Source organism: Pseudomonas hormoni (assembly GCF_018502625.1).
In the GTDB taxonomy this organism is placed as follows: domain Bacteria; phylum Pseudomonadota; class Gammaproteobacteria; order Pseudomonadales; family Pseudomonadaceae; genus Aquipseudomonas; species Aquipseudomonas hormoni.
On record NZ_CP075566.1, the window covers coordinates 3,465,398 to 3,491,333 of the forward strand.

Sequence of the window (25,936 nt, forward strand, 5' to 3'; positions counted from 1 at the left end):
GATTTGGTGAGGGTTTCTAACAGTGAGGGTTTTTGCGGATGCGTAAGGTAGCGTCACGACTACTGTATGTCCATCCATATTTATGCATTTGTGCATATTCGATGCATTGGCGCATACGCCCCTTCCCCGTCATCGGCGCCCCCCGCCTGGATCGCGGCAACATCCGCTCGAAGGCCCGCGTCTTCCGCATACGCCCCAGCCCAAGTACGGGCGCAGCTCTTGAGGTAGCTCAGGCTGTTGTCGCGGTAGACATGGCCGCAAGGCGCCTTCATGGCGTAGTTAGTCCAGCACTCGCCGTTGCGGGTCTCGGTGAACTCAAAGGCATGTCCGCAATGACTGGCCGTAATTCCCTCAGGGGCTGCTTTGAGGTCGGCTACGGTGAAGCTGCGAAGGTTTTGCATGGTGGTAACTCCGTCCCAGTTGTACGCACAAAACGCGTATATCTATTCAAGGCTATACACGGATCTGCCCTGAGGCCGTCAAATCTACGCATCAAAAGCGTACATGTCAACGCACGGACGCAAAAAACCGGCGAATCCTCTGGGGACTCAACCGGGTTTCATTTGGGGTGCTGTCAGTAAATTGGGTGTTGCTTCAAGGTAACCATCAAGGCTCTACGTGTCTCTTTGTGAGAGACCTTTAGCGACATTGCGAGACACAGCCAGGATCCGAAGTATATGCAGGCCTGAGGTCGATCGTAGGCGTCCTTATACAATCCAGTCAGTGCCACAGGGGCACTACCAGCAAACCAAGCCCCCGGCGTCCTCTCGACAATTACACCATCTTCAGCCAGCTCAACGAGCGCCGCGTGGAACGTCCTAATGAGATCGGCATGAGACCTGGGCCGAGAGGACACCGGAACCATCTTGTGGATCTCATAGGTAGACGTGATTAGTTTGGGCGATTGCATGAATCAAAATCCTAATAGAGCCATCACCTTTGGGTAAGCCTGCACAAGCTTAACAATCCCGTAGAGGACAGCAGCACTGAAGACCCACGCGGCGACTGTAAGCGCTCTATCCATGGGTCAATCCTTGTTGTGAATCGTGAAGGCCGTAGCGGTTCCGCCCAGGACGTACCAGCAGTTACGGTTTAGGCCTGAGTCTTTCGAAATGGCCACTCCCGTAATACCGTCTGCACCCTGTGCGTAGGCTGCGATCTTCAAGTCAGTCAACACTGTGGATTCTTCCGGGGCTTGCTCAACGAAGCTCCTGTGACACCTACCCGCTGATACGTTGCCCACTACTTCGGCGCCTGCTGGGAGCGCATCGTAAATCTTCACCGTTCGAACCGCTTCGCGCTGGTCCTTAAGGCTCGCGTAGGACTGCTCATTGCCTACCTGAAGATTTGAAGAGTGACTACTACAGCCCATTACGAGGCCACAGAGTAAAGCAAGGGCAACACAACGCATCGGTAAGGCTCCAATCAAGAAGCCCCGGATGATACCGTTAGGCTGCCTTTAAGGCACCCTCAATGACTCCCGCCAGGGAGGCTACAGGGATGCTCGTTCCGCCGTATGTGTCATATGCGAGAGTCCCCGTTGAGTGCCCTAAGAGAGCCTGTGCGTATGCAACAGGAACGCCTTTAGTCTTGAATGAGGACGCCATATGGTGCCGTAGAGAGTGGAGTGTCTGGTGTTCTGACTTGTTCGGTAGGACTTCCTTGAGAACTGCTCCGAGCTTCTTACGAGCCTGGATGTTGTTGACCTCGTGATAGGTTGGGAGTGGCGGCTTAGGACCAGCGAGGGCAGCTTTGAACGCCTCAAGGTCAAACCCTAATGCACCGTCTACCAGGGGCACCACCCGGACGCTGTATTTGTTCTTAACAGACTGACCTTCGGCTTCCTCTCGGATGCTGACACAGGTGAATCCTTCAATCTCTTGAATGTCTTTGGTGTTCAGTTGGGTGATTTCTCGTGCCCTTGCCCCTGTCACAGCAAGCAAAGAGAGACCCCAACGCTCCCAACTATCAGTCGGTAGAGTTTCAGCGTGTGCCATCAGGGTTTCTACCTGGGAACGCTCGAATGGGATACGGGAGCTTTCTGCACCTTTAGCAAGCTTGAGCTTCGAGGTGTACGCCTTAGCGATGTAGTCATTATCTACAGCCCAGGTCATGACCGAAGTGAACTGAGTGATCAGGTTATTCACCGTCGAAGCCTTACGACTCTCCAACAGTTCATCCCGCATAGCGATAAGGTCGGACCGAGTGTGAACCCTTAGGTTGGTCACCCCGACTACCTCTAACGCTTCGCTCACTTGCTTGTAGTTACTCTCGTAACCGTCGAGCGTGGCTTGTTTGATGTCCCCAGCCTTCTCCTTCAGATACACCGGATAGAGATCGTCCCAATGGAGCGCCTCTTGGGTTGCTTTGAGTGATTGTGCTGGCCCACTCCCCACAATCCCATCAAGGCTATCAACGATATCTACAAGGTCCTTCGAGTCCCCTTTGAGACGCTTAAGGGATGCTTCGAGAATTCGTTGAGCCCCAATAGTCCCTCTGTGTCGATCCAAGGACAGAGGCATATGGGCCGTAGCCAAACTCAGGTTCTCCTGTAGGTCCCCATAGATGGACTCATAGGCCGACAGGGAGGCGTCTGTGTGAGCCAGTGAGAGTGCGTTAAGAGCCACGAAGGATAGGCGCTCTTTGATGGCAGCCCACGGAGCATCAGGTGTATCAAGGTGGAACACTGCAAGGGCGGCAAGTATGTCTTTGGTCAACTCTGTGGCCTGTGGTCGTTCAGTTGTGCGCAAGGATACCGTGAAGAGCCCCTTAGTGGTCCCCACAGGGCGCATGCGTAGGTAGTAGACGCCTTCACGCCTATACAGATAAGGACGGGCAAGGACAGTTTGTAACAGCGTTGTGTTTCGCTTGGTGCACATTGAGGCTCTCTCCCCGTAATCATTGGGGTTCCTCATTGCCTGTCTGGTTTAGGTAAAACTGTACCAGCGCCGCGGCAAGATCTGCCTGCAAGGCTTGTTCCAGACACCACGCTTCGGCATGTTTTTGCAGTTCCGGCCAGTGTTTACGGGTCGTCAGCCAGTGACCCGACATATCATGCCCGGCATTCCACGCACGCCAAAGCCCGCTGATCGCCTCGCGGGCAGGCGCAGACAGGCCTTTTGTGTACAGCGTCAGGAAGGCTTCGAGCTTGTCCAGGTGAATGTCTTCATCCTGCCGATAGATGTGCCAGAGCAGTGGCCGGCCCGCCCACTGGGCGCGGACAAACGAATCTTCGCCGCGCACAGCGTTGAAATCGCAGCACCAGAGCAAGTGATCGTATTGCTCCTGTCGGACGAACGGCAGCACTTGCACAGTCAAGGCATCGCGCACATGCACGGCGCCCGCCGCCAATCCGTCGATACCGAGCCAACGCTCGACATCACCCAGAATCCGCCCTTCGGGCACCAGCAGATGCGTAGGTATCGAATCGGCGGCCATCACCTCCAGCCAACTCGCCAGGCCGGTATTCTCATAGGCAAACAGCGAGATCAGCTGCGCACCTTGCGCGCGATCAATCCCTAACCCTTGCAGGAATTTTCGCTGAGCCTCGGGGCTTTGCTGGAATTGCCGGCGTCGCTCGAGCAATCCGCTTTCACGTAGCAAGCCACCGGTGCCCTTCTGGAACCCCGGAAAGAAAAAGTACTTCTGCACGCTTTTGTATTTCACCGACGGCAAACCGTGGCAGCCAATGACCCAGTCTTCGGCACTCAGATAATCAAGGTTGAGCCACAGCGGCGGCTTTTCCCGCGCGGCCATGGCGTCCATGTAGCCGCTCGGCAGTTGGCAGGCGAATGCGGCGATCACCACGTCGGCGGCGTCGGTGGGTAACCAGTCTGCTGGCCATTGCCGGACTTCGACACCTTCCTGCCATTGCTGCGCTGCATGGGTGTCGATTTCAGGACAGAGTCGCTCGAAGGCCCGCAGGTCATCGACCCACAAACGCACCTGCAGCGAATGCTCGGTGACCAGTTGTCGGGCCAGGCGCCAGGTCACGCCGATGTCGCCAAAGTTGTCGACCACGGCGCAAAAAATGTCCCAGCGCCAGCGGCTTTTCATTTGAGGCATTACAGGCATTCCAGGCTCCCGTTGGCAAAGGCGCCGATTGTCCGCATAAATTACTCCGTGCAGAAGAGCCGACGGCGATTAATCTTCATGCGACAATCGCCACTCGCCCGCGACCACCCGCCAGGAGGCAGTCATGCCCTACCGCCCCAACCCGCGCCGCCCCTTGCCGATTCAGCTCAACGCCCTGCAACTGACCGGCAGCATTGCCCTCGGCTTGTGGCTGGGATTCCTTGCGATCGCGCTGACGTGCTGGCTCGCTTCCCGACTGTTGTTCAACGAGCAATTGGCGCCGGTCGCGCAAGCGATAGAGCAACTGGCGAAACCACCCGTGGTCGCGCAACCAGTGCCGGATATTCCGCCGCAGAGCCCGCTTTTCGATCAATACGAAGAGAACCTGCGCAAGAACGAACAGCAGCAACGACTGGATCAGGCCCGCAGCACCAGCCGCAATCGGGCCAATCCGAAATGCCAGTTTTGGCTGCAACAGGACCAGACCGCGCCAAGCGAAAAAAGCCGCGCCAATGTCCTGCAATTTTGCGACTGACCATGAATAAACAAGCCGTCCACCAACTGATTATCGACAAGCTGCGGGTCGATCTCGACATCGCCGAACGTGCCGCGCAAACCGCGTACGAAACGGCGACCCACGAAGAAAACATCGCCGAAAACAAGTACGACACCCTGGGACTGGAGGCGTCATACCTGGCGGCCGGGCAGGCGAAACGGGTCGAGGAAATCAGGCAGTCGCTGACGCTTTGCCAGAACCTGACGTTGCGCCCGTATGACGATCAGCGCGGCATCGAAGTCGGCGCCCTGCTGGGTCTGGAAGACGAAAAGGGTCGTGAACAATGGCTGTTTCTGGCCCCCGACGCGGCAGGCTTGAAGGTCGATCTGGTGGGGCAAATGATTACCGTCATCACCCCCCGCTCACCGCTGGGCAAAAGCCTGCTGGGCAAGTTCGAAGGGGACGAGGTGGAAATTCTGGTGGCGGGTGCTCGGCAACAGTTTTCTGTCACCGAGGTGGTGTAAACCGGAGATTAATGAACGGGCAGTTCGACGCCGTCGAACAGCTCTTCCAGCTCCTGCTTGTTATGGCACTGAATGGCTTTGGCCATGACTTCGCGAGTCAGGTGCGGGGCGAACTTCTCGATGAAGTCGCACATGAAGCCACGCAGGAAGGTGCCGCGACGGAAACCGATTTTGGTGATGCTGGACTCAAACAGATCGCTGGCATCGAGCATCACCAGATCGCTGTCGAGTTTTGCATCAACCGCCATTTTCGCCACGATGCCCACACCCAGCCCCAGGCGAACGTAGGTCTTGATCACGTCGGCGTCGGCCGCGGTGAACACCACTTTCGGCGTCAGGCCGCGATGGCTGAACGCTTCGTCGAGTTTCGAACGGCCGGTGAAACCGAACACGTACGTCACGATCGGGTATTCGGCCAGCGCTTCAAGGGTCAGCTTCGACAGTTTGGTCAGCGGATGGCCCTGAGGCACGACCACGCAGCGGTTCCAGCGGTAGCACGGCATCATCACCAGGTCACCGAACAGCTCAAGGGCTTCGGTGGCGATGGCGAAATCGACGGTGCCGTCAGCGGCCATTTCGGCGATCTGCATCGGCGAACCCTGGTGCATGTGCAGCGCAACGTCCGGGTATTGCTTGATGAAATTGCTGATCACCGGCGGCAATGCATAACGTGCCTGGGTGTGCGTGGTGGCGATCGACAGGGTGCCTTTCTTCTCGTTGGAGAATTCCTGGGCGATCTGCTTGATGCTTTCAACCTTGCGCAGAATCTCGCCGGCGGTGGTGATGATGCGCTCGCCGGCCGGGGTGACGCGGGTCAGGTGCTTGCCGCTGCGAGCAAAAACCTCGACGCCCAATTCGTCTTCCAGCAGACGGATCTGCTTGCTGATACCCGGTTGCGAGGTGTAAAGGCTTTGGGCTGTAGCGGAAACGTTGAGGTCGTGGTGCGCCACTTCCCAGATGTAGCGCAGTTGTTGAAGCTTCATATGAATCCCTCAAAGCAGGTAGACGCCACGGGCATCAGCGACGGTATATAACTATATTAATGGTTTGAAGAATAAATCTAGAACTTTTTTATCAAAACGCCACTATTCGTGTTCTAGTCGGGTTCTAGCGATCCCCTTGGCGACGGCGTTCCACCAGCGGCACCAGATAGACCGGGACCCGAGCCAACTGCAACACCCGCGCTGCGGTCCTGCCCAAAGGCGTTTCCGCGCCAGCACCATGGCTATGACTACCTACGATCAACAAATCCACGGAGAGTTTCTGCGCCTGGTCGAGAATCACCTGCGACGGATCGCCCTGAAGCACCCGCACCGCTTGTATCCGTTCCAGGTCCTGCTCCCCTTCATCCCCCAGTTCTTCACGAAAGCTGTCGAGCACGCGCTGCTCGATACTGGCGATTACCGTGTTCAAGCCCTGACTGTGAAATTCGTTCAGCGCCTGCTCATCGAGGTAACTCTGCAGCACCGATTCGGCAAACAGCCCCATGGGTTCCACGGCGTGCACCACATACAAGTCGGCATTGAATGTTCGAGCCAGCGCCAGGGCATGCTGCATCACCAAAGGGGCGTACAGGCCGAGGTCAGTGGCATAGAGCATCGAACGAATCATATGACCTCCTCGAGTGCCAACATGGCGGAGATTGATTCAGCTTAGCAGTGCCTTGGCGAGTACGACGGCCCGCGTAACGCGTTGAACGGCGGGCTTAAACCTTTTGCTCGTTGCTTATGCCATGGGGCACATGGCCGGTAGCGACCACCTCACGGGCCAACTCGCAATGGCCGGCCTGATCGTCGAAAAACACGTCGGCGGCAAAGGCTTCGAGGAAAGCGGATTTGGTCAGCCCGCCGAGGAACAACGACTCATCCAGGCGAATGTCCCACTCGCGCAACGTGCGGATCACCCGCTCATGGGCGGGCGCCGAACGGGCGGTGACCAGCGCGGTGCGGATCGGACAGGCATCCTCCGGGAACTCGCGCTGCAACAGATTGAGCGCCGCGAGAAAGCCTTTGAACGGCCCACCGCGCAGTGGCTCGCGGGCACTTTCGCGTTCGCTGGCCTGAAACGCTTCCAGGCCTCCCGCCTGATAAACACGCTCCGACTCGTCGGAAAACAGCACTGCGTCACCGTCGAAGGCAATCCGCAATTCATCGCTCGCGGCACGGCTGGCACCGCCCGACAGAATGGTCGCCGCAGCGAAACCGGCCTCCAGCGCACTGCGCACGTCTTCGGCGTGAGTCGACAGAAACAGGTCGCAACCAAACGCTTTGAGATACGGGTACGGACTGCGCCCGCCGACAAACGCCGCACGGGAGATCGCCAACCCGTAATGGTGAATCGAGTTGAACACCCGCAGCCCGGTGTCGGCGCTGTTGCGCGACACCAGGATCACCTCGACCCTGGCGCGGCCGAGGCGGGTATTGAGGCTGAGGAGTTTTTCCACCAACGGGAAGGCATCACCGGGTTCGAGGATTTCGTCTTCGTGTTCGATCTGATATTGCCGGTAAGCCTCGACGCCGCTCGACAGATAAACCTTGTGGCTTTCGCTCAGGTCGAACAGCGCACGGGAAGAAATCGCCAGCACCAGTTTGTCGTCAATCGTCTTTGCCATGCCCTTCCCCCTCGGGTTGATCGACTCAGGTGTTCCGTCGATCGATAAAACTCAAACTGCGATACAACGCTTCGATTCGCGGCAATTCGCAGCCGGCGGCCTTGGCTGCCGCCAGTGGCCTGGCGTAAATGGCCGCCAGTTCCAGCGGTCGCTTGTGCAGGAAATCGTGGTACATGCTCGGCCAGTAGTCCGGCATTTTTTCGGTCATCATGAACAGATAGTCCGCGTAACCGGCCGGCATGTCGTGACCGCAAGCCTTGGCGCCCTGAACCACTTCGGCCATCAAGGCCTTGATCAGTTCCCGGCTGTCGGCATCGGCCATCAACGGTGTGGTGCCTGCACCGAGCAGAACCGACAGGCCGTTGTAAGGGATATTCCAGACCAGTTTCTGCCAGCGCGCCTGATGCAGGTTCGGCATGGCCTGGGAGTCGATGCCGGCGCTGCGGAACAACCCGGCGCCTTCCTCGACAATCGCCATGCGCGCCTGTTCATCGGTGGCGGGACCACTGTGGTAGCCGACGTTCACCGCACCAAGGGCCTGATGAGTGATCGCACCCGGGCCGGTGCGATGGACGCAGATCAGGCAGAGCCCGCCGAGCAGGTGCAGGGAATCCGGGAGCAAGGCTCGCAGACTGTCTTCGACATCCAGGCCGTTTTGCAGTAACAGCACCTTGGCGTTCGGTGCCGCCGCTTGAATGATCGCCGGCGCCAGACCGGCATTGCTGGTGGTCTTCGCGCCCACCAGCAACCAGTCGCAGGGCGGCATGTCTTCGGCCGACGAATAGGCCTGGACCGGATTCAACGTCAGCGCACCGTGCACCGCGCTGTCGAGTTGCAACCCGCGTTCGGCCACCGCTGAAAATTCGCTGCGCAACAGAAAATGCACATCGAAACCGGCACGCGCCAGCATCAACCCGTAGAAACCACCGATCGCACCGGTTCCGATAATACCGATGGTCGGCCTGGCAACTGCTCCCGTCATGGCAACTCCTCTGCTGTTCTGGTCAGCGCCTGACCCACGGCCGCATTGAGCTCTGTGCTGGTCAGGCGCGATTTCAGTGCTCCGAAAAACTCACCGTCGCGCACCACAAACAGCGCCGGCAAATGAAAGACCTGATAACGCTCGACCACCCCGCCATTGTCCCCCGCATCGATCCAGCACAAGCGGTCGACAGGCAGATCGAGCCTTGGCAGTTGCTCACGGGCAAAACGGCAGCTGGCGCAGCCGACGCTGGTGAATATCACCAGCGATATCCCGCTCATCGCCAGCAACCGTTGGTCGGCGTCGAAATCGGTCAGTTCCAATTCGACCACTATACTGGGGGAAACAATGTCAGATGGCCGACACATGGAGTCCGTGCTCATGGGACGTTTTATTCCTCATCCTGACGATGTACCCGTCGAATTAACGTTGCTGAAACCTGAGTGTATTTCACGACAACAGCTGCACACTATCAGCCTCGGGGGCATGGCTTGCAATTACCACCGCGCCTGGCGCCACGGTACGGCGCTGGAAGTTCGCATACCGACCTTGAACCCCGATTTGCGTTTTCTGGGCTATGTAGCCTGGTGCCTGCGACGCAAACACGGTTATCTGGTGGGCATTGCCTTTGTCGACGAGCAGATGATGTTCAGTGCCCGAATGGGCGAACAGGTGTGCCAGATCGAACGTTACTGTCGACTGCATGACGCCCACGACGACCTGCAGGAAACCCAGGCGCTGGCCCTCGAATGGGTCCAGCAACACGCCGACGAGTTCTCCCACGACACGGTTCGCAGGGCATTTGCACAGGCGGTGATGGATTAAGGGACGTTATCAATTCGTTGCGAATGCCCCTTAAACCGCTGTCTGCCCATTGTCGAGCCACGGTGTAACGCGCTAAGGTTCCGCTCCCCGACGCGCTTAATTTGCTGTGCTCCGCCGCGCGGGTTCGCTGGCGGCCGGCACCCGTGACCTGACGAGTAAACGATGGCTGATTTACCGATCAACGACCTAAACGTCGCCTCCAACGAGACGCTGATCACTCCAGATCAGCTCAAGCGTGATATCCCCCTGAGCGACGCTGCCCTGCGCACCGTTACCAAGGGTCGCGAAGTCATTCGCAACATCCTGGATGGCACCGACCACCGCCTGTTTGTCGTCATCGGGCCGTGCTCGATCCACGACATCAAGGCTGCCCACGAATACGCCGAGCGTCTTAAGGTACTGGCTGCGGAAGTGTCCGATACCTTGTATCTGGTCATGCGCGTGTATTTCGAGAAGCCACGCACCACCGTCGGCTGGAAAGGCTTGATCAACGACCCGTACCTGGACGACTCCTTCAAGATTCAGGACGGTCTGCACATCGGTCGTCAGCTGCTGCTGGACCTGGCCGAGATGGGCCTGCCGACCGCTACCGAAGCCCTCGACCCGATCTCCCCGCAGTACCTGCAGGACCTGATCAGCTGGTCGGCCATCGGCGCGCGCACCACCGAATCCCAGACTCACCGTGAAATGGCCTCCGGCCTGTCTTCGGCGGTCGGCTTCAAGAACGGCACCGACGGCGGCCTGACGGTAGCGATCAACGCCCTGCAATCGGTTTCCAGCCCGCACCGCTTCCTGGGCATCAACCAGGAAGGTGGCGTGTCGATCGTCACCACCAAGGGCAATGCCTACGGCCACGTGGTGCTGCGCGGTGGCAACGGCAAACCGAACTACGATTCGGTCAGCGTCGCCTTGTGCGAGCAGTCGCTGAACAAGGCGAAGATCAAGCCGAACATCATGGTCGACTGCAGCCACGCCAACTCCAACAAGGACCCGGCCCTGCAACCGCTGGTGATGGAGAACGTCGCCAACCAGATCCTCGAAGGTAACCAGTCGATCATCGGCCTGATGGTCGAAAGTCATCTGAACTGGGGCTGCCAGGCCATCCCGAAAGACCTCGCCGACCTGCAATACGGCGTGTCGATCACCGATGCCTGCATCGATTGGTCTGCGACCGAGAACACCTTGCGCAGCATGCATGCCAAGCTCAAGGACGTGCTGCCGAAACGCGCTCGCACCTGATCACTTTTCAGCGCACAAAAAAAACGCCGGGCTATAAACCCGGCGTTTTTTTATGCGTTCGTTTTACTGACTCAGCTTGGCCGCATGCCGCTGGTGACGCTCCATGTAGCGCTCCACGTAGGAACACGAAGGAATGACGGTGTAGCCCATTTCCTCGGCGTACTCCAGCGCCTTCTCGGTCAAGGCTGCCGCAATGCCGCGACCACGCAAGGCATTGGGCACAAACGTGCGATAGATATCCAGGGTCTGTTTCCCCAGATCCATATAGGTCAGGTAGGCACGATGACCGTCCACATTGGTCTCGAACTGATGACCAGCCTGGTCATGGTGGATGGACAACGCCTCACTCATCACTACTCCTCGCGGGTCTTTGATTCTGACCCCTACCTTACCGATGTTTTTCCGGCGAAGGAACATCTACGCCACCCCGTGCCTGAATGGACACCGAGAAGAACTGCACCGATCTCGCGCAACCGAGCACGTATCAAATAGTAGGCACCATTGGCAGAAAATGCTCAAGGTACGCTCGTCATCATGCAAGGTTGGGCAGGTGCTGCTCCGGGGTTACGCAGGGGCGGCTCGACCGAAGATCCCGGGTGGTCGATCGCCTGAACATTGCCGGATGTTGAGACTTAAGACGAGCGCCCTTCTTTTAAGTCACCTCAACTAGGAGAAAGATATGAGAGGTGCACCGCAAATCCCGAACAAAAGTGTAGACGAATCCATGTAGACAGACTTTAGCCAAGACCGCGAAAACACTCGCGGCCGCCGGGAACTTTTGCGTGCCAACTCGCTCAGCGCGGGCCTTGCAGCTGGATATTTTTTAATCAAATGCAAGTAAAAGTTGCTCGAAAAAGAATCAACGCCTACAATTTTTTTTGCTTCTTGCTTTACGTCAGTTTACTTACGACAAGTAATGGGTAGTATGTACGCCGGCTATTTCCTCACTCTGAGGAGACAGCTACTTAATAGAAAGTCCTTGAAGGGGAACACGATGAACAACGTTCTGAAATTCTCTGCTCTGGCTCTGGCCGCAGTTCTGGCTACCGGTTGCAGCAGCGTATCGAAAGAAACCGAAGCACGTCTGACTGCTACTGAAGACGCAGCTGCTCGCTCCCAGGCTCGTGCAGACGAAGCTTACCGTAAAGCTGATGAAGCTCTGGCTGCTGCTCAAAAAGCACAACAGACTGCTGACGAAGCTAACGAGCGTGCTCTGCGCATGCTGGACAAAGCTAGCCGCAAGTAATAATCCCTCGGGATTGTTATCAAGCCGACCCATTTTTTGGGTCGGCTTTTTTATTGCCCGCTATTTCGTACAGGCAATAAAAAACCCGCCGACGCGGTCAGCATCGGCGGGTTCCTTTCAAGCATTACTGCAACGGGTCGATCGGCGCACTCGTCACCATCGGCGCCGAGGAATTCGGCACTCCGATTTCCACCGGCAGACCATCTTCGGCGGCAACCACGTCGCGGACCACATCCCAGTTCATGCGCAGGTTGTTGGTGATGTCCTCACGCTTGAGCATCGCGTTGATCACCGCGGTGTGTTTGTCGACTACAGAAGGGTTGCCCTTGTCGTCCAGCGGCGTGTGCGCTTCCAGATACACCTTGCCGCCACTGACACCGAACTTGTACGGGTCGCTGATAATGCGCACCGACGTGCCTACCGGCACCATGCCCGCCATTTCCAGCACATTGTTGTTGAACATGCGGAAGCAACCGTGGCTGGTGCGCATGCCGATGCCGAACTTCTTGTTCGAACCGTGGATCAGGTAACCCGGCGTGCCGAGGCTGAATTTGAACGGCCCCAGCGGGTTGTCCGGGCCGGCCGGCACGACGTTTGGCAACGGATCACCGTCTGCAAGGTGCTCGGCCTTGATCGAGGCTGGAGGCGTCCAGGTCGGGTTCGGCGTCTTGGCCGTGATGGTGGTGTGAGCGATCGGTGAACCCCAACCCTCGCGACCGATGCCCAGCGGGAAGGTGTAGACCACATTCCGGCCTTTCGGATAGTAGTAGAGACGGTATTCAGCTAGGTTGATGACGATACCTTCACGTGGTCCTGGCGGCAGGATGAAGCGCGTCGGCAGCACGATTTCGGTACCGGCGCCCGGCAGCCATGCATCGACGCCGGGGTTGGCCGCGACCATTTCCGAGTAACCCAGATCGTAAGTGGTGCCAAGGTCGGCGAAGGTGTCTTCGTACTTGGCCTTGATGACCTGAACCTGGCCGATGATGTCTTCACCGGGTGGTGGCAGGGGCAACTCCAATGCTGCTACGGGGCCTGCCACACAGAGGGCGGCAAGAGACAGGCAGCGGGTGACGGCAGGAAAACGCGGCAACATCCGGAAAATCCTTCGCAGGGTCAGGGGTAAAAACGGGATTGTACACCGACGTCCGTAAATTCGGGGAGTTGGCCGATAGCACGCTATCTTTATTGCCTCAAAGCTCGAAGCGCAGCTCTGGCCAGATCGGCGAAGTGCCGCGTTTCTGCGATTCCAGGATCGCCCGGCACAGTGAGCACAGGCGCTGGTCCTGGAACACGCGGCGGTCGACGCTCGACCAGCGCGGCTGCGCCGGAAGCAGGCTGCCGCACAGGGTTCGATCGGCGGAGCCACCCAGCTCCAGCTGACGGGTCACCAGATGTACCCGCACTTCCTGGCAGGCGAACAGATCCAGCTGTTCGTCAGGCTCGATCAGTTGGTAGGCAAAAAGTGACCAGGCGGGACGCGGCATCGGGGGCTCCAAATCGGGGGCGCCACCTTAGCCGAAACGCCGCCACTAGAAAAGCGTCAAAGCAGCGGTTTCAGTGTCGGCCAGACATTTTCCAGCAACTTGTCCTGAGCCCCCGCAGCGGGGTGCAAGCCGTCGGCCTGCATCAGGTCTGGATGGCCGCCCACGCCGTCGAGAAAAAACGGTACCAGCGGGATTTTTTTCTCGGTGGCGACGTTGCTGTACACCTCGGCGAAAGCCTTGGTGTAGCGCGCGCCGTAGTTGGGTGGCAGTTGCATGCCGAGCAGCAGCACCTTGGCCCCACTGGCGCGGGAGCTGTCGATCATCGCTGCAAGGTTTTGTTGCAATTGCGTTGGGAGCAATCCGCGCAGGCCGTCGTTGCCGCCCAACTCGAGGATCACCAGCTCCGGCTTATGCTCTGCAAGCAGCGCTGGCAGGCGCGCCTGGCCTCCGGCGCTGGTGTCGCCGCTGATGGATGCGTTGACCACTTTATCGTCGAAACCTTCGCGCTTGAGCCGTTGCTCGAGCAACGAGACCCACCCCAAGCGGGTATCCAGTCCGAAACCGGCGCTGATACTATCGCCAACGATCAGGACTGTACCCGCCGCTGCGCTCTGGGCCATGCACATCAAGGCCAGGCCAGCACTCAAAAACCACACACGCATCGGATTCTCCATGGGCGCAAGCATTCTCACCGCGAAGAACCTCAGCAAAGTGGTTCCCAGCGCGGAAGGTGAACTGACTATCCTGCACGAACTCAGCCTGGAACTGAACAAGGGCGACAGCTTGGCCATCGTTGGCGCGTCCGGTTCCGGCAAGTCCACCCTCCTCGGCCTGCTTGCCGGCCTCGACCTGCCGAGCAGTGGCGAAGTCACCCTCGCCGGCCAGGGCCTGAGCAATCTCGATGAAGACCAGCGCGCGCGTATTCGCGCCGAACACGTCGGTTTTGTCTTTCAATCATTCCAGTTGCTCGACAGTCTCAACGCGCTGGAAAACGTCATGCTGCCGCTGGAACTCGATGGCCGCAAAGACGCCCGTGAACGTGCCACTCAATTGCTCCAGCGGGTTGGCCTGGGCCAGCGCCTGACCCACTCGCCACGCCAGCTCTCCGGTGGCGAACAGCAGCGCGTGGCGATCGCCCGGGCGTTTGCCGCCGAACCCGATGTGCTGTTTGCCGACGAACCCACCGGCAACCTCGACAGCCACACCGGCGAGCGCATCAGTGACTTGCTGTTCGAACTTAACCAGGAGCGCGGCACGACTTTGGTGCTGGTGACCCACGATGAACGCCTGGCACATCGTTGCCGGCGCCTGATCCGACTTGAAGCCGGCCTGCTGGTCGCCCCTCTGGAGCCTTGATGGCACGCTTGCCGCTGTTGCGCCTGTTCAGTCTCGCCATCCGCCAACTGCTGCGCGATGCTCGCGCCGGCGAGTTGCGGGTGTTGTTCTTCGCCTTGCTGGTGGCGGTGGCGGCGAGTACTGCCATCGGTTATTTCGGCGCCCGCCTGAATGGCGCCATGATGCTGCGCGCCACCGAATTTCTTGGCGCCGACCTGCTGCTTGAGGGCAGTTCACCGGCGCGTCCCGAACAGATAAAAAGCGGGACGGAGCTGGGCCTTGAACATGCGCAGGTGGTGGAGTTCTCCAGCGTCATCGCCACCGACAACGGCATTCAGCTGTCCAGCATCAAAGCCGCCGACGATGTCTATCCCCTGCGCGGCGAACTGAAAAGCGCTCCCGCCCCCTTTGCTCCGGAAGAGCCCGGTGGAGGACCGAAACCCGGAGAGGCCTGGGTCGAGGCACGACTGCTGACCGCACTGGACCTGAAGATCGGCGACAGCATCGACGTCGGCATGCGCACGCTGAAACTGGCGCGAGTGCTGACCTACGAACCGGATCGCGCCGGCAATTTCTACAGCCTGACGCCACGCGTGCTGATCAACCTCAGCGACCTTGCCGCCACCGGTGTGGTGCAACCCGGCAGCCGCGTCAGTTACCGCGAACTCTGGCGCGGCAACGCCGAAGCGCTGGAAACCTACCGTCAATTGATCAAACCCGGCCTCGCCGCCAACCAGCGTATCCAGGATGCACGCGACGGTAACCGGCAGATTGGCGGCGCGCTGGGCAAGGCCGAACGTTACTTGAACATGGCGAGCCTGGTGGCGGTCCTGTTGTCCGGTGTCGCGGTGGCGCTGTCGGCGACGCGTTTCGCCACCCGCCGCTTCGATGCCAGCGCATTGTTGCGCTGCCTGGGGCTGTCCCGCCGGGAAACCATGGTCCTGTTCAGTTTGCAGCTGACGGTGCTCGGACTGTTGGCCAGCATCAGCGGCGCGTTGATTGGCTGGCTGGCGCAGCTCGGCCTGTTCTTGCTGCTGCATGATCTGTTACCGACTGACGTTCCACCGGGCGGCCTTTTTCCGGCCATCGCCGGGATCGGCACCGGCCTGGTGGCGCTGGCCGGTTTTGCCTTGCCGCCCCTCGCAGCGCTGGGCCGGGTTCCGCCATTGCGGGTATTGCGCCGCGACATGCTGCCGATTCCTTCCAGCACCTGGATGGTCTACGGCGCGGCATTGGGCGCTCTCGGGCTGATCATGTGGCGCCTGAGCCTGGACCTGGTGCTGACCTTCGCCCTGCTCGGCGGTGGCGTCATTGCGGCGCTGGTGTTGGGTGGCTTGCTGTTGCTGCTGCTGAAAAGCCTGCGCCGGATGCTCGCGCGCGCTTCGTTGCCGTGGCGCCTCGGGCTGGGTCAATTGTTGCGTCATCCACTGGCTGCCGCCGGACAATCCCTGGCCTTCGGTTTGATTCTGCTGTCCATGGCGTTGATCGCCTTGTTGCGCGGTGAATTGCTGGACACCTGGCAAAACCAGCTGCCGAAAAACGCGCCGAACTATTTCGCGCTGAACATCCTGCCGGCGGACAAACAGGCCTTCACCGATCGCCTGATCGAACTGTCGGCGCAATCGGCGCCGTTGTACCCGGTGGTGCCGGGACGGTTGATCAGCATCAACGGCGAGCCGGTGCGGGACATCGTCAGCAAGGACTCGGCTGGAGATCGGGCGATCCAGCGCGACCTGAGCCTGACCTGGGCGGCGGACCTGCCGGCGGGCAACAAGCTCACGGCGGGAAACTGGTGGAGCGAACAGCCAGCGGACGACATTCCCGGCGTGTCGGTAGAAGGCAAAGTCGCCGAAAGCCTGAAGCTCAAGCTGGGCGATCACATGGTGTTTACCGTCGGCGGGGTCAATCGCGAAGCGAAAGTCACCAGCCTGCGGGACATCAACTGGGACAACTTCCAGCCGAACTTCTTCATGATCTTCCAGCCGGGAACACTGAAGGATTTACCGGCGACTTACCTGACCAGCTTCTATCTCGCGGCCGGTCATGATCAGCAAATCGTCGACCTGTCCCGCGCCTTTCCGGCGGTGACCATCCTGCAAGTCGAAGCCTTGCTGGAGCAACTGCGCAGCATCCTCGCCCAGGTCACCCTGGCGGTGGAATACGTGCTGTTGTTCGTGCTGGCGGCGGGGATGGCCGTGTTGTTCTCGGGTCTGCAAGCGACGCTGGATGAACGCATCCGTCAAGGCGCATTGTTGCGAGCGCTGGGGGCCGAGCGACAACTGCTGGTCAAGGCCCGGCGAATCGAGTTCGGTCTGCTCGGCGCGGTCAGCGGATTGCTGGCAGCGCTGGGTTCGGAACTGGTGAGCCTGGTGCTGTACCGTTATGCGTTCGATCTGCCTTGGCACCCGCATCCATGGCTGTTGGTACTGCCATTGATCGGCGCTGCGCTGATCGGCGGTGCCGGCGTGTTCGGCACCCGTCGAGCCTTGAACGTCAGCCCCCTGACAGTGTTGCGTGAGGGTTGATAGACTCAACCCTTCTCCATCACAAGAAGTTGCCATGAGCCGTTATCGCCCTCCCCGCACCGCTGGCACCGCGCTGATCACCCCTGAAGGTGAAGCGCGGATGCGGGCCGAGTTCCATGAACTCTGGCATGTGCGCCGACCGCAAGTGACGCAATCGGTCAGCGAGGCCGCGGCGCAAGGTGATCGCTCCGAAAATGCCGAATACACCTACGGCAAGAAGATGCTGCGTGAGATCGACAGCCGCGTGCGTTTTCTTACCAAACGCCTGGAAGCACTCAAGGTGGTCAGCGAAAAACCCAGCGATCCGAACAAGGTCTACTTCGGCGCCTGGGTCACGATCGAGGACGAGGACGGCAAGGAGTCGCGTTACCGCATCGTCGGCCCGGATGAACTGGACTTGAAACTCGGCCTCATCAGTATCGACTCACCGTTGGCACGCGCCCTGATCGGCAAGGCGCTGGACGCCGAAGTTCGGGTGCAGACGCCTACCGGCGAGCAGTGCGTGTATATCGTGGCGATTGAGTACCCCTAGGCCTTAGCGGCGGGTGATCAACCCTTGTCGAGCCACGCGGGTCAGTTGTTTGATCACTTCAGGCGCTTCTTCGAGGCTGGGTGACTGAATCACCGCCAGATCGAAACTGTCGCTGGCAAAGCGAGCCAGCGATTCACCGTCTTCGACAAACTGGATCAGAAACGCTGCCGGCCCGCCGGTACGACGTGGCCAGCCATCCAGATAACGCAAGAGCGTCGGCTGATGTTTGCCGCCAAGCAGGATTTTTGGATTGCGCTGGGTGAGGTGTGCCGTGATCGGCGCGGGACGTACAACGGGGTTTAGTGCATTCATCGTGTCGTGTCTCTGCCTCAAAAGTCTGCATGGCAGGTGAGAGGCAACACCGAACCAGCGCTTTAGCGGTATTTCGAAGCCTGTTTCAGGCTTCTATCGGCAACTGAATGAGTCACCTGGCGCCCCGCAAGTAGCTGTTTAAATCGGCGCATGAGCAGCATCCTAGAGAAGCTGACTGGACAGTGTCAAGAATGACGCACAACAAAAAAGGCCCGCGCAATGCGGGCCTTTTCGTTGAGCCAGAGCGGTCAGCCAGCGATGGCGCGGTCGGCCGACAGTTTGCCGGCGCCTTCGATCAGCACGGCGATACTGCCACCCAGCAGGGCCAGGGCGAATTCATAACCGTTGTTGGCCATGAACAAACCGTTAGGGAGGTGCACCGAGAAGATCGCCACCAGCGAGAGGATGGTCAGGCCGAGGGCTGCCGGGCGGACCAGCAAGCCGATGATCAAGGCCAGACCGCCGAAGAACTCAGTACCGCCCGCCAGTGTCGCCATCAGGTAGCCCGGTGCCAGACCGATACTCTCCATGTACTGCGCGGTGCCGGCCAGACCGTAACCACCGAACGCCCCGAAGAGTTTCTGCGCGCCGTGGGCAGCGAAGATGATACCGACGAAGATCCGCAAAACAGTCAGGCCGTAGCCAGCGCGGGTAAACAGTACCTTATTGATCAGTGTGCTCATGCTGTGTCATCCATTCAGGAGTTATGTGTGTTGGTTGGCCGCTATATTAATCAATAAATCGAATGCTAAAAGCGCAATATTTGCACCATAACAATCAATTTAGTCGATCATTTTCGCGAGGCCACTTTTTGCCCCTGAGGCTCCAACGACTCCCGCTCCCGATCGAACGCCAGGTAATACTTGTTCACGCTATTAACATAGCTGACAGGGCCCATTCCCACCTGCTCCATGGCGATGCGCTCGACCTGGAAGAACCACTGATTGGGATTCAAACCCCGTCGCCGCGCTTCGGCGCGCATGCCCTGAACTCGCTCCGGCCCGATGTTGTAGGCCGCCAGCACGAACGCCATGCGCTCACGCTCGTTGAGTTTGGGACTGGCAAAAAACTTGCGGCGGATCATCGCCAGGTACTTGGCTCCGGCCTGCACGTTGGCGTCGAGGTCCTGAATGTTATTGACCCCTACACGCTGAGCCGCGGACGGGGTGATTTGCATCAAGCCGGTGGGGCCGCTACCACTGCGGGCATTGGGTTGCAGCGCGGATTCCTTGAACGCCAGTGCCGCCAGGTTCAGCCAGTCCATGTCCTGGGCAGCAGCGTGTTTCTGCAGCACCGGTCTAAGTTTTTCCAGGCGCTGGCGATCAGCCTTGGCCAACGGATAATGCACTTGATACAGGCGCCGATAGATCCTCAGGAACGCCGCGTCCTGATCCGAGGGCTTTTTATAACCGGTGAGAAAGCGGTCGATACTTGCCCGCAGCATCGAAGCGTCGCGACGCACAAACCAAAACTCTTCCCCCGGCTCGCTGATCAACACCTGCCGATCAAAGCGCAGCCTGGGCAGGATCTTGCCCCAGCGCTCGGCAATCGGTTGCTCGACGATAGTCAGGTGAAAGATTCCGCCCTGAACCATTTCCAGCACGTCTTCGACCGCCAGGCTCGGATCGACCCACTCGATCTTCACCGGCGCCAGTTTGTGTAGTGCGAGTTTTTGATTGATCTGACTGATCGCTTCCCCGGCGGCGCTGCCGGTGGGCAATGCCAGGGTTTTACCGGAAAGTTGCTCAAGGTGGGTGTAGCGTTTCTCGCCTTTGATCCCGACCAGCACCAGCGGGATGTTGCTGGCAATGGGCTCACTGGTGCTGACGGCGTACCCCGGTTGCAGATCGAGCAATTCCCCCGGCGCAACCAGATCGCCCTCCCCGCGCTGTAATGCGCCGAGCAGTTGATCCTTGGCTTTGGGGATGATCTTGAGAGTGACCTCCTGACCGTCGCGGGCGTGGCCATTGAGGTATTGCTCGAAAGCGCGCAACCGATGGTATTCGACGCCGATGGCCTGGCCCTGGACTTCGCCGGAGCTGTTGCGGCTCTGGTTGACCAGCACCTTCAGCACACGGCTGCTGCGGATTTCCTGCAGATCGCGCACCTTGGCCGCCGGCACGGCTTGCAGCGGGCCGGCCAGACGCGCAACCGCCGGCATCGGCAGGAGCAAACAACCACACAGCAGTAACAAAATCGAGGGACGTGTCATCCACTCTCCGGAAAGAATACTGGGCCGATTTCAACAATTTTCATGAAATCGAACGACAGAAACAGAGCGCCTTGAGCGCTGGCAAAGTGCGAAAGACTGGCACAGTGATGGCACGCTGACCACCCCGGCTTGCCTCGCGGCATCAAAAGACAGCTTTAACTCGTTGTAGTTCTTGGCTTTTCTTATAAATCTACAGCTCTGATATGCTTTCCGGCCTTTGGTCCGAGGTAGCACCATGCAACTCATCGATATCGGCGTCAACCTGACCAACCCCAGTTTTGCCGACAAGCACCAGGCTGTACTCGACCGCGCGTACGCCGCCGGGGTCTGCCAATTGGTACTCACCGGCACCAGTGTCGAGGGCAGTGAACAGGCGCTGGAACTGTGCCAGCAACTGGATGACACGGCTCAACGACTGTTCGCCACCGCCGGCATTCACCCTCACGCAGCCAGCGACTGGAACGCCGACAGCGCCCAGCGTCTGCGCAGTTTGCTTAAAGAGCCGAACGTGGTGGCCGTGGGTGAATGCGGCCTGGATTTCAATCGCGATTTCTCGCCGCGCCCACAACAGGAAAAAGTCCTCGAAGAACACCTGGCGATGGCGGTCGAACTGCAATTGCCGGTGTTTCTCCATGAGCGAGACGCCAGTCAGCGTTTGCTGGAAATCCTCCGCGATTACCGCGATCAATTGCCGGCCGCCGTGGTGCATTGCTTCACCGGCGAGAAGAAAGCGCTGTTCAGCTACCTCGACCTGGACTTGCACATCGGGATCACCGGCTGGATCTGCGACGAGCGTCGCGGCACGCATCTGCATCCGCTGGTGAAAGAAATCAAGCGCGGGCGGTTGATGCTGGAGAGTGATGCGCCGTATCTGTTGCCGCGCAGTTTGCGGCCCAAGCCGAAGAATGGCCGTAACGAACCGGCGTATCTGACTGAAGTGTTGCGGGAAGTGGCGTTGCATCGCGGGGAAAGCGAGGAAGAACTGGCGGCTCACAGCACCGCGTGCGCGCGGGCCTTTTTCGGGCTGCCTTTAATAGAGGCATGAAGTATCGCGGGCCTGAAGCAGGCCCGCGATACAGCGGTCTTAATGACTGCTACGCATCATTTCCTTTGGCACGTACTTGCCGATCTCGAACTTGCCGATCGCCGCGCGGTGCACTTCGTCCGGGCCGTCGGCCAGGCGCAGGGTGCGTTGCATCGCATACATGTAGGCCAGCGGGAAATCGTTGGAAACCCCTGCCCCACCATGGATCTGGATCGCCCGGTCGATGACACGCAGTGCCACGTTCGGTGCGACCACCTTGATCTGCGCGATTTCGCTCTTCGCCACTTTGTTGCCGACAGTGTCCATCATGTACGCCGCTTTCAAAGTCAGCAGGCGTGCCATGTCGATTTCCATCCGCGAGTCGGCGATCTTGTCGATGTTGCCGCCCAGACGCGCCAGCGGTTTGCCGAACGCCGTGCGGTTCACCGAGCGTTTGCACATCAGTTCCAGTGCACGCTCGGCCATGCCGATCGAACGCATGCAGTGGTGAATCCGGCCCGGGCCAAGACGACCCTGAGCGATTTCGAAGCCGCGTCCTTCACCCAACAGAACGTTTTCGTACGGCACCCGGACGTTTTCGAACAGCACTTCGGCGTGGCCGTGTGGCGCGTCGTCGTAACCGAACACCGGCAGCGGACGGACGATCTTCACGCCAGGGGCATCTACCGGCACCAGAATCATCGAATGCTGGGCGTGGCGCGGCGCATCAGGATTGCTCAGGCCCATGAAGATCAGAATCTTGCAGCGTGGATCGCAGGCACCCGAGGTCCACCACTTCTTGCCGTTGATCACCCACTCGTCACCGTCACGCACGGCGCGGGCGGCCATGTTGGTGGCGTCGGAGGAAGCCACGTCCGGCTCGGTCATGGCGAACGCCGAGCGGATTTCACCGCGCAGCAGCGGTTCGAGCCAGCGTTGTTTCTGTTCTTCGTTGGCGTAACGCACCAGCACTTCCATGTTGCCGGTGTCGGGTGCCGAGCAGTTGAACGGCTCGGGGCCCAGCAGCGAGCGGCCCATGATTTCTGCCAATGGCGCGTATTCGAGGTTGGTCAGGCCGGCACCGAGTTCGGACTCAGGCAGAAACAAATTCCACAGGCCCTCGGCCTTGGCCTTGAGTTTGAGTTCTTCCATGATCGCGGTCGGCTGCCAGCGGTCGCCCTCGGCAACCTGGCGTTCGAACACGGCTTCGGCGGGATAAACGTAGGTGTCCATGAACGCGGTCACGCGCTCACGCAGTTCTTGCACCTTGGGCGAATAAGCGAAATCCATGAGCAGCTACCTTCTGGAGGGAGGTTGTTTAGGTCATGCAATCGATGCTAGAACAGCTACGAAAATTTACCTAGCCTATTCTCGGCGTGTATTAACATTCATCACCGATATATGATCGGGTGATTGCCGAGGCCCCCGGCCTCATCAAAATGCCCCAACAATAAGAGTGCAGCGCAATGAATCTGAGCAAGGTCGACCTCAACCTTTTCATCGTCTTCGACGCGATCTACACCGAAGCCAACCTGACCCGCGCCGGGCAGATTGTCGGCATTACTCAGCCTGCGGTCTCAAACGCTCTGGCACGCTTGCGCGAGACGTTCAACGATCCGCTCTTCGTTCGCACGGCCCAGGGCATGGTGCCAACGCCGATGGCGCAAAACATCATCGGTCCGGTGCGCAATGCCCTCTCCCTGCTGCGGGTCTCGGTGCAGGAAAGCCGTATCTTCAACCCGTTGCAGGCAGTCAAGACGTACCGCATCAGCATGACCGACCTCACCGAAGCGGTGATCCTGCCGCCGCTGTTCCAGCGCCTGCGTCGCCTGGCGCCAACGGTGATCATCGAAAGCTTTCTGTCCAAGCGCCGCGAGACCACCAAGGAGCTGGCGGCCGGGCGTCTCGACTTTGCGGTGGATGCGCCGCTCAACACCGACCCACAGGTGCGTCACGTCAAGTTGATGGAGGACCGCTACGTGTGTGCCATGCGCAAGGGCCATCCGCTGGCGGGCAAAGAGAAATTCACCCTCGATGATTACCTGTCGCTGACCCACATCCATATTTCCAGTCGCCGTAGCGGTCTCGGCCATGTAGACCTCGCGCTCGGTAAAATGGGCATCCAGCGCAAGATCGCCTTGCGTTCCCAGCATTACCTGATGGCGTCGCAGGTGTTGCAGCAGACCGACATGGTCATGACCGTGCCGGAACGCTTCGCCCGCCGCCATGATTTGTACTCGGTGAACCTGCCGGTGAACGATGTACCGCCGGTGGAAACCCACCTCTACTGGCACGAAAGCACCGACCAGGACCCGGCCAACCGCTGGATGCGCGAGCAGATGATCGAGTTGTGCCAGCAGGTGACGGCGCATGAGAAGAAGCTTGATAAGGTGTAAGGCATTGCACCGAGTCATCGTTCTTCGCGGGCAAGCCTCGCTCCTACAGGTTTTACGCGAACGTGTAGGAGCGAGGCTTGCCCGCGATGAGGCCAGCGGCAACACCACAAAACCATGCCCCCTTGACGTAAACGTCAACCTGCCATTAGCTTAGCGCCATGACCCTTTTCGAGCGCGCCCATGAGCAGCCAGACCTACAGCATTTCCGACCTCGCCCGCGAACTCGACATCACCACGCGGGCCATTCGCTTCTATGAAGAGCAAGGCCTGCTCAGCCCCGAGCGCCGTGGCCAGGAACGCATCTATTCACCCCGGGACAAAGTCAGCCTGAAGCTGATCCTGAGGGGCAAGCGCATTGGTTTCTCCCTGGCTGAATGCCGCGAGCTGATCGAACTTTACGACCCCACCGGCGGCAACCAGAAACAGCTGCAAACCATGCTTAACAAAATCGCAGAACGCCGCGAACAATTGGAGCAGCAGATGCTCGACATCGAACAGATGAAGCTGGAACTGGACACGGCGCAGGAGCGTTGTACCCAGGCGCTGGAACAGACGATGAAAAGCCAGCCGGTGACTCAGTAGGTCAACACATTCCCCTGTGGGAGCGGCGGTGAGACGATTCGACTTGCCCGCGATGAGGGCATGACATTCAACATTGTTGCTGACTGACCTTCCGCCATCGCGGGCAAGCCTGCTCCCACAGGGTTAGTGCCAACATTCAGACAATCAGCACAGGTCGATCCCCATGTCCCTTCCCTCCCACGTACGCCTGGTCGAAGTCGGTCCACGCGACGGTCTGCAAAACGAAGCCCAACCCATCAGCGTTGCCGACAAGGTGCAACTGGTCGACGCGCTGACCGCTGCCGGCCTTGGCTATATAGAAGTCGGCAGTTTCGTCTCGCCCAAATGGGTGCCGCAGATGGCCGGGTCCGCCGACGTCTTTGCGCAGATCCAGCGCAAACCGGGCGTGACCTATGGCGCCCTCGCCCCCAACCTGCGCGGGTTCGAAGATGCGATCGCCGCCGGGGTCAAGGAAGTTGCGGTGTTCGCCGCGGCCTCCGAGGCGTTTTCCCAGCGCAACATCAACTGCTCGATCAGCGAAAGCCTGGAGCGCTTCGCGCCGATCATGGAGGCTGCCAAACAGCACGGCGTCAGCGTGCGCGGTTACGTGTCGTGTGTGCTGGGCTGCCCTTACGAAGGTAGCGTCAAACCCGAGCAAGTTGCCCGGGTCGCCCGGGAGCTCTACGCCATGGGCTGCTACGAAATCTCCCTGGGCGACACCATCGGCACTGGCACGGCAGGTGCGACGCGCAAGATGTTCGACGTGGTGTCCGCCGACGTGCCGCGGGAAAAACTCGCCGGGCACTTCCACGACACCTACGGCCAGGCCATGGCCAATATCTACGCCAGCCTGCTGGAAGGCATCGCGGTGTTCGACAGCTCCATCGCCGGCCTCGGCGGCTGCCCGTACGCCAAAGGCGCCAGCGGTAACGTCGCCACTGAAGACGTGGTTTATCTGTTGAATGGTCTGGGTATCGACACCGGTATCGACCTGGACGCCTTGATTCTGGCCGGTCAGCAGATTTGTACAGTGCTGGGCCGTCCAACCGGTTCGCGCGTGGCCAAGGCTCGTAGCGCGCAGTGAGTGCGCGGATGTGTCCGGGTGTTACCGCCCTCTCTGAAATGTGGGGCGCAACCGAGTAACACGGAAACAAATTGTCGGGTTTTGACTGAGTGAAAAATCCGATAAAAACTCAAGCTGTTGATTTTAAAGGATTTTTAAAAGTTGGCACGGCTTCTGCTATCTCTATGGCATAACAAGAATAAAAAGCAGCAAACCAATAAAAATAAGACGAAACGACTCTGACATAACAAGAACAACACGGCAGAGACGCAGCTAACAGATTTTTTTGGAGAAGGTGTGCTTTTCAGGGTGCTTTTCGGAGTAACCCGCAACCGGGCAGAGAACAATAAAACTACCTTTAGGTAGCTCCCGAACTGGTTGGATCGCTCAGCGAAAAAGCAGATCAGCGCTCAAAAAAATACGTTTGCTCTTGATCCCGGATGGGGATCGATAAAAACAGCGGTAAAGGGTCACGGTTACCAAAAACAAAAA

General features: G+C 59.1%; 28 protein-coding genes. 12 read left to right on the forward strand and 16 right to left on the reverse strand.

Annotation, left to right across the window (positions count from 1 at the left end; genetic code table 11):
• Positions 1-80 precede the first annotated feature (80 nt).
• From KJF94_RS16170 to earP, 3 genes are all read right to left on the reverse strand, one after another.
• The gene (locus tag KJF94_RS16170) at positions 81-401 is read right to left on the reverse strand and encodes a molybdopterin-binding protein (RefSeq protein WP_214377310.1); all 321 of its coding nucleotides are present in this window, start codon (positions 399-401) and stop codon (positions 81-83) included.
• A gap of 1,047 nt (positions 402-1,448) precedes the next feature.
• On the reverse strand, positions 1,449-2,717 hold the full coding sequence (locus tag KJF94_RS16175) for a tyrosine-type recombinase/integrase (protein WP_214377311.1): 1,269 nt from the start codon (positions 2,715-2,717) through the stop codon (positions 1,449-1,451).
• A 181-nt stretch (positions 2,718-2,898) separates the two neighbouring features.
• Positions 2,899-4,074 carry an elongation factor P maturation arginine rhamnosyltransferase EarP gene (gene earP, locus KJF94_RS16180; RefSeq protein WP_375379845.1) on the reverse strand — a complete coding sequence of 392 codons (1,176 nt, stop codon included), beginning with the start codon at positions 4,072-4,074 and terminating at the stop codon, positions 2,899-2,901.
• 124 nt (positions 4,075-4,198) lie between these two features.
• Here earP and KJF94_RS16185 point away from each other — a divergent pair, with 124 nt between their 5' ends.
• Together KJF94_RS16185 and KJF94_RS16190 are read left to right on the forward strand one after the other, a co-directional pair.
• Entirely contained in the window at positions 4,199-4,609 is a 411-nt protein-coding gene (locus KJF94_RS16185; protein WP_214377313.1) for a hypothetical protein, read from the forward strand.
• Positions 4,610-4,611: 2 nt separating this feature from the next.
• Positions 4,612-5,094, forward strand: coding sequence for a GreA/GreB family elongation factor (locus tag KJF94_RS16190; RefSeq protein ID WP_214377314.1), 483 nt, complete (start codon positions 4,612-4,614; stop codon positions 5,092-5,094).
• 8 nt (positions 5,095-5,102) lie between these two features.
• Here the strand turns inward: KJF94_RS16190 and cysB are convergent, their stop codons facing one another.
• From cysB to KJF94_RS16215, 5 genes are all read right to left on the reverse strand, one after another.
• Positions 5,103-6,077, reverse strand: a complete 975-nt coding sequence (gene cysB, locus KJF94_RS16195; protein WP_008148549.1) for an HTH-type transcriptional regulator CysB — start codon at positions 6,075-6,077, stop codon at positions 5,103-5,105.
• A 124-nt stretch (positions 6,078-6,201) separates the two neighbouring features.
• Positions 6,202-6,705 (reverse strand): universal stress protein, encoded by a 504-nt coding sequence (locus KJF94_RS16200; RefSeq protein WP_214377315.1) that lies wholly within the window; start codon positions 6,703-6,705, stop codon positions 6,202-6,204.
• A 94-nt stretch (positions 6,706-6,799) separates the two neighbouring features.
• Positions 6,800-7,705: a 5'-nucleotidase gene (locus tag KJF94_RS16205; RefSeq protein WP_214377316.1), complete on the reverse strand. Its 906-nt coding sequence runs from the start codon at positions 7,703-7,705 to the stop codon at positions 6,800-6,802.
• A gap of 25 nt (positions 7,706-7,730) precedes the next feature.
• A complete protein-coding gene (locus tag KJF94_RS16210; protein WP_214377317.1) occupies positions 7,731-8,687 on the reverse strand; it encodes a putative 2-dehydropantoate 2-reductase in 957 nt (318 codons plus the stop codon).
• On the reverse strand, positions 8,684-9,070 hold the full coding sequence (locus KJF94_RS16215; protein WP_214377318.1) for a thioredoxin family protein: 387 nt from the start codon (positions 9,068-9,070) through the stop codon (positions 8,684-8,686). The genes KJF94_RS16210 and KJF94_RS16215 overlap by 4 nt, the downstream gene beginning before the upstream one ends.
• Here KJF94_RS16215 and KJF94_RS16220 point away from each other — a divergent pair.
• Together KJF94_RS16220 and KJF94_RS16225 are read left to right on the forward strand one after the other, a co-directional pair.
• Complete coding sequence (locus KJF94_RS16220; protein ID WP_214377319.1) at positions 9,069-9,512, forward strand: PilZ domain-containing protein; 444 nt, start codon at positions 9,069-9,071, stop codon at positions 9,510-9,512. The two genes, KJF94_RS16215 and KJF94_RS16220, sit on opposite strands and share 2 nt — an antisense overlap.
• A gap of 162 nt (positions 9,513-9,674) precedes the next feature.
• The gene (locus tag KJF94_RS16225; protein WP_214377320.1) at positions 9,675-10,751 is read left to right on the forward strand and encodes a 3-deoxy-7-phosphoheptulonate synthase; all 1,077 of its coding nucleotides are present in this window, start codon (positions 9,675-9,677) and stop codon (positions 10,749-10,751) included.
• A gap of 63 nt (positions 10,752-10,814) precedes the next feature.
• Here KJF94_RS16225 and KJF94_RS16230 read toward each other — a convergent pair whose 3' ends face one another.
• Entirely contained in the window at positions 10,815-11,102 is a 288-nt protein-coding gene (locus tag KJF94_RS16230; protein ID WP_008057026.1) for a GNAT family N-acetyltransferase, read from the reverse strand.
• A gap of 643 nt (positions 11,103-11,745) precedes the next feature.
• Here KJF94_RS16230 and oprI point away from each other — a divergent pair.
• Complete coding sequence (gene oprI, locus KJF94_RS16235) at positions 11,746-11,997, forward strand: outer membrane lipoprotei OprI (protein ID WP_002553018.1); 252 nt, start codon at positions 11,746-11,748, stop codon at positions 11,995-11,997.
• Between the two features lie 124 nt (positions 11,998-12,121).
• On the opposite strand, the gene KJF94_RS16240 is transcribed toward oprI, so the two are convergent.
• The 3 genes from KJF94_RS16240 to KJF94_RS16250 all read right to left on the reverse strand — a co-directional run bounded on the left by KJF94_RS16240 (position 12,122) and on the right by KJF94_RS16250 (position 14,146).
• The gene (locus KJF94_RS16240; protein WP_214377321.1) at positions 12,122-13,093 is read right to left on the reverse strand and encodes a L,D-transpeptidase family protein; all 972 of its coding nucleotides are present in this window, start codon (positions 13,091-13,093) and stop codon (positions 12,122-12,124) included.
• Between the two features lie 97 nt (positions 13,094-13,190).
• Positions 13,191-13,484: a hypothetical protein gene (locus tag KJF94_RS16245; protein WP_003226812.1), complete on the reverse strand. Its 294-nt coding sequence runs from the start codon at positions 13,482-13,484 to the stop codon at positions 13,191-13,193.
• Between the two features lie 56 nt (positions 13,485-13,540).
• Entirely contained in the window at positions 13,541-14,146 is a 606-nt protein-coding gene (locus KJF94_RS16250) for an arylesterase (protein ID WP_214377322.1), read from the reverse strand.
• A 10-nt stretch (positions 14,147-14,156) separates the two neighbouring features.
• On the opposite strand from KJF94_RS16250, the gene KJF94_RS16255 reads away from it, so the two are divergent.
• From KJF94_RS16255 to greB, 3 genes are read left to right on the forward strand one after another with little or no spacing between them, the layout of a single operon-like run.
• Entirely contained in the window at positions 14,157-14,840 is a 684-nt protein-coding gene (locus tag KJF94_RS16255) for an ABC transporter ATP-binding protein (protein ID WP_109633656.1), read from the forward strand.
• Positions 14,840-17,344, forward strand: coding sequence for an ABC transporter permease (locus tag KJF94_RS16260; protein WP_214377323.1), 2,505 nt, complete (start codon positions 14,840-14,842; stop codon positions 17,342-17,344). The genes KJF94_RS16255 and KJF94_RS16260 overlap by 1 nt, the downstream gene beginning before the upstream one ends.
• Before the next feature lie 34 nt (positions 17,345-17,378).
• Positions 17,379-17,876: a transcription elongation factor GreB gene (gene greB, locus KJF94_RS16265; RefSeq protein WP_017339816.1), complete on the forward strand. Its 498-nt coding sequence runs from the start codon at positions 17,379-17,381 to the stop codon at positions 17,874-17,876.
• A 3-nt stretch (positions 17,877-17,879) separates the two neighbouring features.
• Here greB and KJF94_RS16270 read toward each other — a convergent pair whose 3' ends face one another.
• The 3 genes from KJF94_RS16270 to KJF94_RS16280 all read right to left on the reverse strand — a co-directional run bounded on the left by KJF94_RS16270 (position 17,880) and on the right by KJF94_RS16280 (position 20,400).
• Positions 17,880-18,188: a class I SAM-dependent methyltransferase gene (locus KJF94_RS16270; RefSeq protein ID WP_214377324.1), complete on the reverse strand. Its 309-nt coding sequence runs from the start codon at positions 18,186-18,188 to the stop codon at positions 17,880-17,882.
• A gap of 248 nt (positions 18,189-18,436) precedes the next feature.
• Positions 18,437-18,871 carry a DoxX family protein gene (locus KJF94_RS16275; protein WP_214377325.1) on the reverse strand — a complete coding sequence of 145 codons (435 nt, stop codon included), beginning with the start codon at positions 18,869-18,871 and terminating at the stop codon, positions 18,437-18,439.
• Between the two features lie 107 nt (positions 18,872-18,978).
• Positions 18,979-20,400 (reverse strand): MltF family protein, encoded by a 1,422-nt coding sequence (locus tag KJF94_RS16280; protein WP_214377326.1) that lies wholly within the window; start codon positions 20,398-20,400, stop codon positions 18,979-18,981.
• A gap of 235 nt (positions 20,401-20,635) precedes the next feature.
• Here KJF94_RS16280 and KJF94_RS16285 point away from each other — a divergent pair, with 235 nt between their 5' ends.
• Positions 20,636-21,445, forward strand: a complete 810-nt coding sequence (locus KJF94_RS16285) for a TatD family hydrolase (protein WP_214377327.1) — start codon at positions 20,636-20,638, stop codon at positions 21,443-21,445.
• Between the two features lie 39 nt (positions 21,446-21,484).
• Here KJF94_RS16285 and KJF94_RS16290 read toward each other — a convergent pair whose 3' ends face one another.
• A complete protein-coding gene (locus tag KJF94_RS16290) occupies positions 21,485-22,714 on the reverse strand; it encodes an acyl-CoA dehydrogenase (RefSeq protein ID WP_008031886.1) in 1,230 nt (409 codons plus the stop codon).
• Between the two features lie 176 nt (positions 22,715-22,890).
• Here KJF94_RS16290 and KJF94_RS16295 point away from each other — a divergent pair, with 176 nt between their 5' ends.
• The 3 genes from KJF94_RS16295 to KJF94_RS16305 all read left to right on the forward strand — a co-directional run bounded on the left by KJF94_RS16295 (position 22,891) and on the right by KJF94_RS16305 (position 25,465).
• On the forward strand, positions 22,891-23,820 hold the full coding sequence (locus KJF94_RS16295; protein WP_008148497.1) for a LysR family transcriptional regulator: 930 nt from the start codon (positions 22,891-22,893) through the stop codon (positions 23,818-23,820).
• Positions 23,821-24,000: 180 nt separating this feature from the next.
• Positions 24,001-24,402 carry a MerR family transcriptional regulator gene (locus tag KJF94_RS16300; protein WP_214377328.1) on the forward strand — a complete coding sequence of 134 codons (402 nt, stop codon included), beginning with the start codon at positions 24,001-24,003 and terminating at the stop codon, positions 24,400-24,402.
• A gap of 163 nt (positions 24,403-24,565) precedes the next feature.
• Positions 24,566-25,465 carry a hydroxymethylglutaryl-CoA lyase gene (locus tag KJF94_RS16305; RefSeq protein WP_214377329.1) on the forward strand — a complete coding sequence of 300 codons (900 nt, stop codon included), beginning with the start codon at positions 24,566-24,568 and terminating at the stop codon, positions 25,463-25,465.
• Positions 25,466-25,936: the final 471 nt, after the last annotated feature.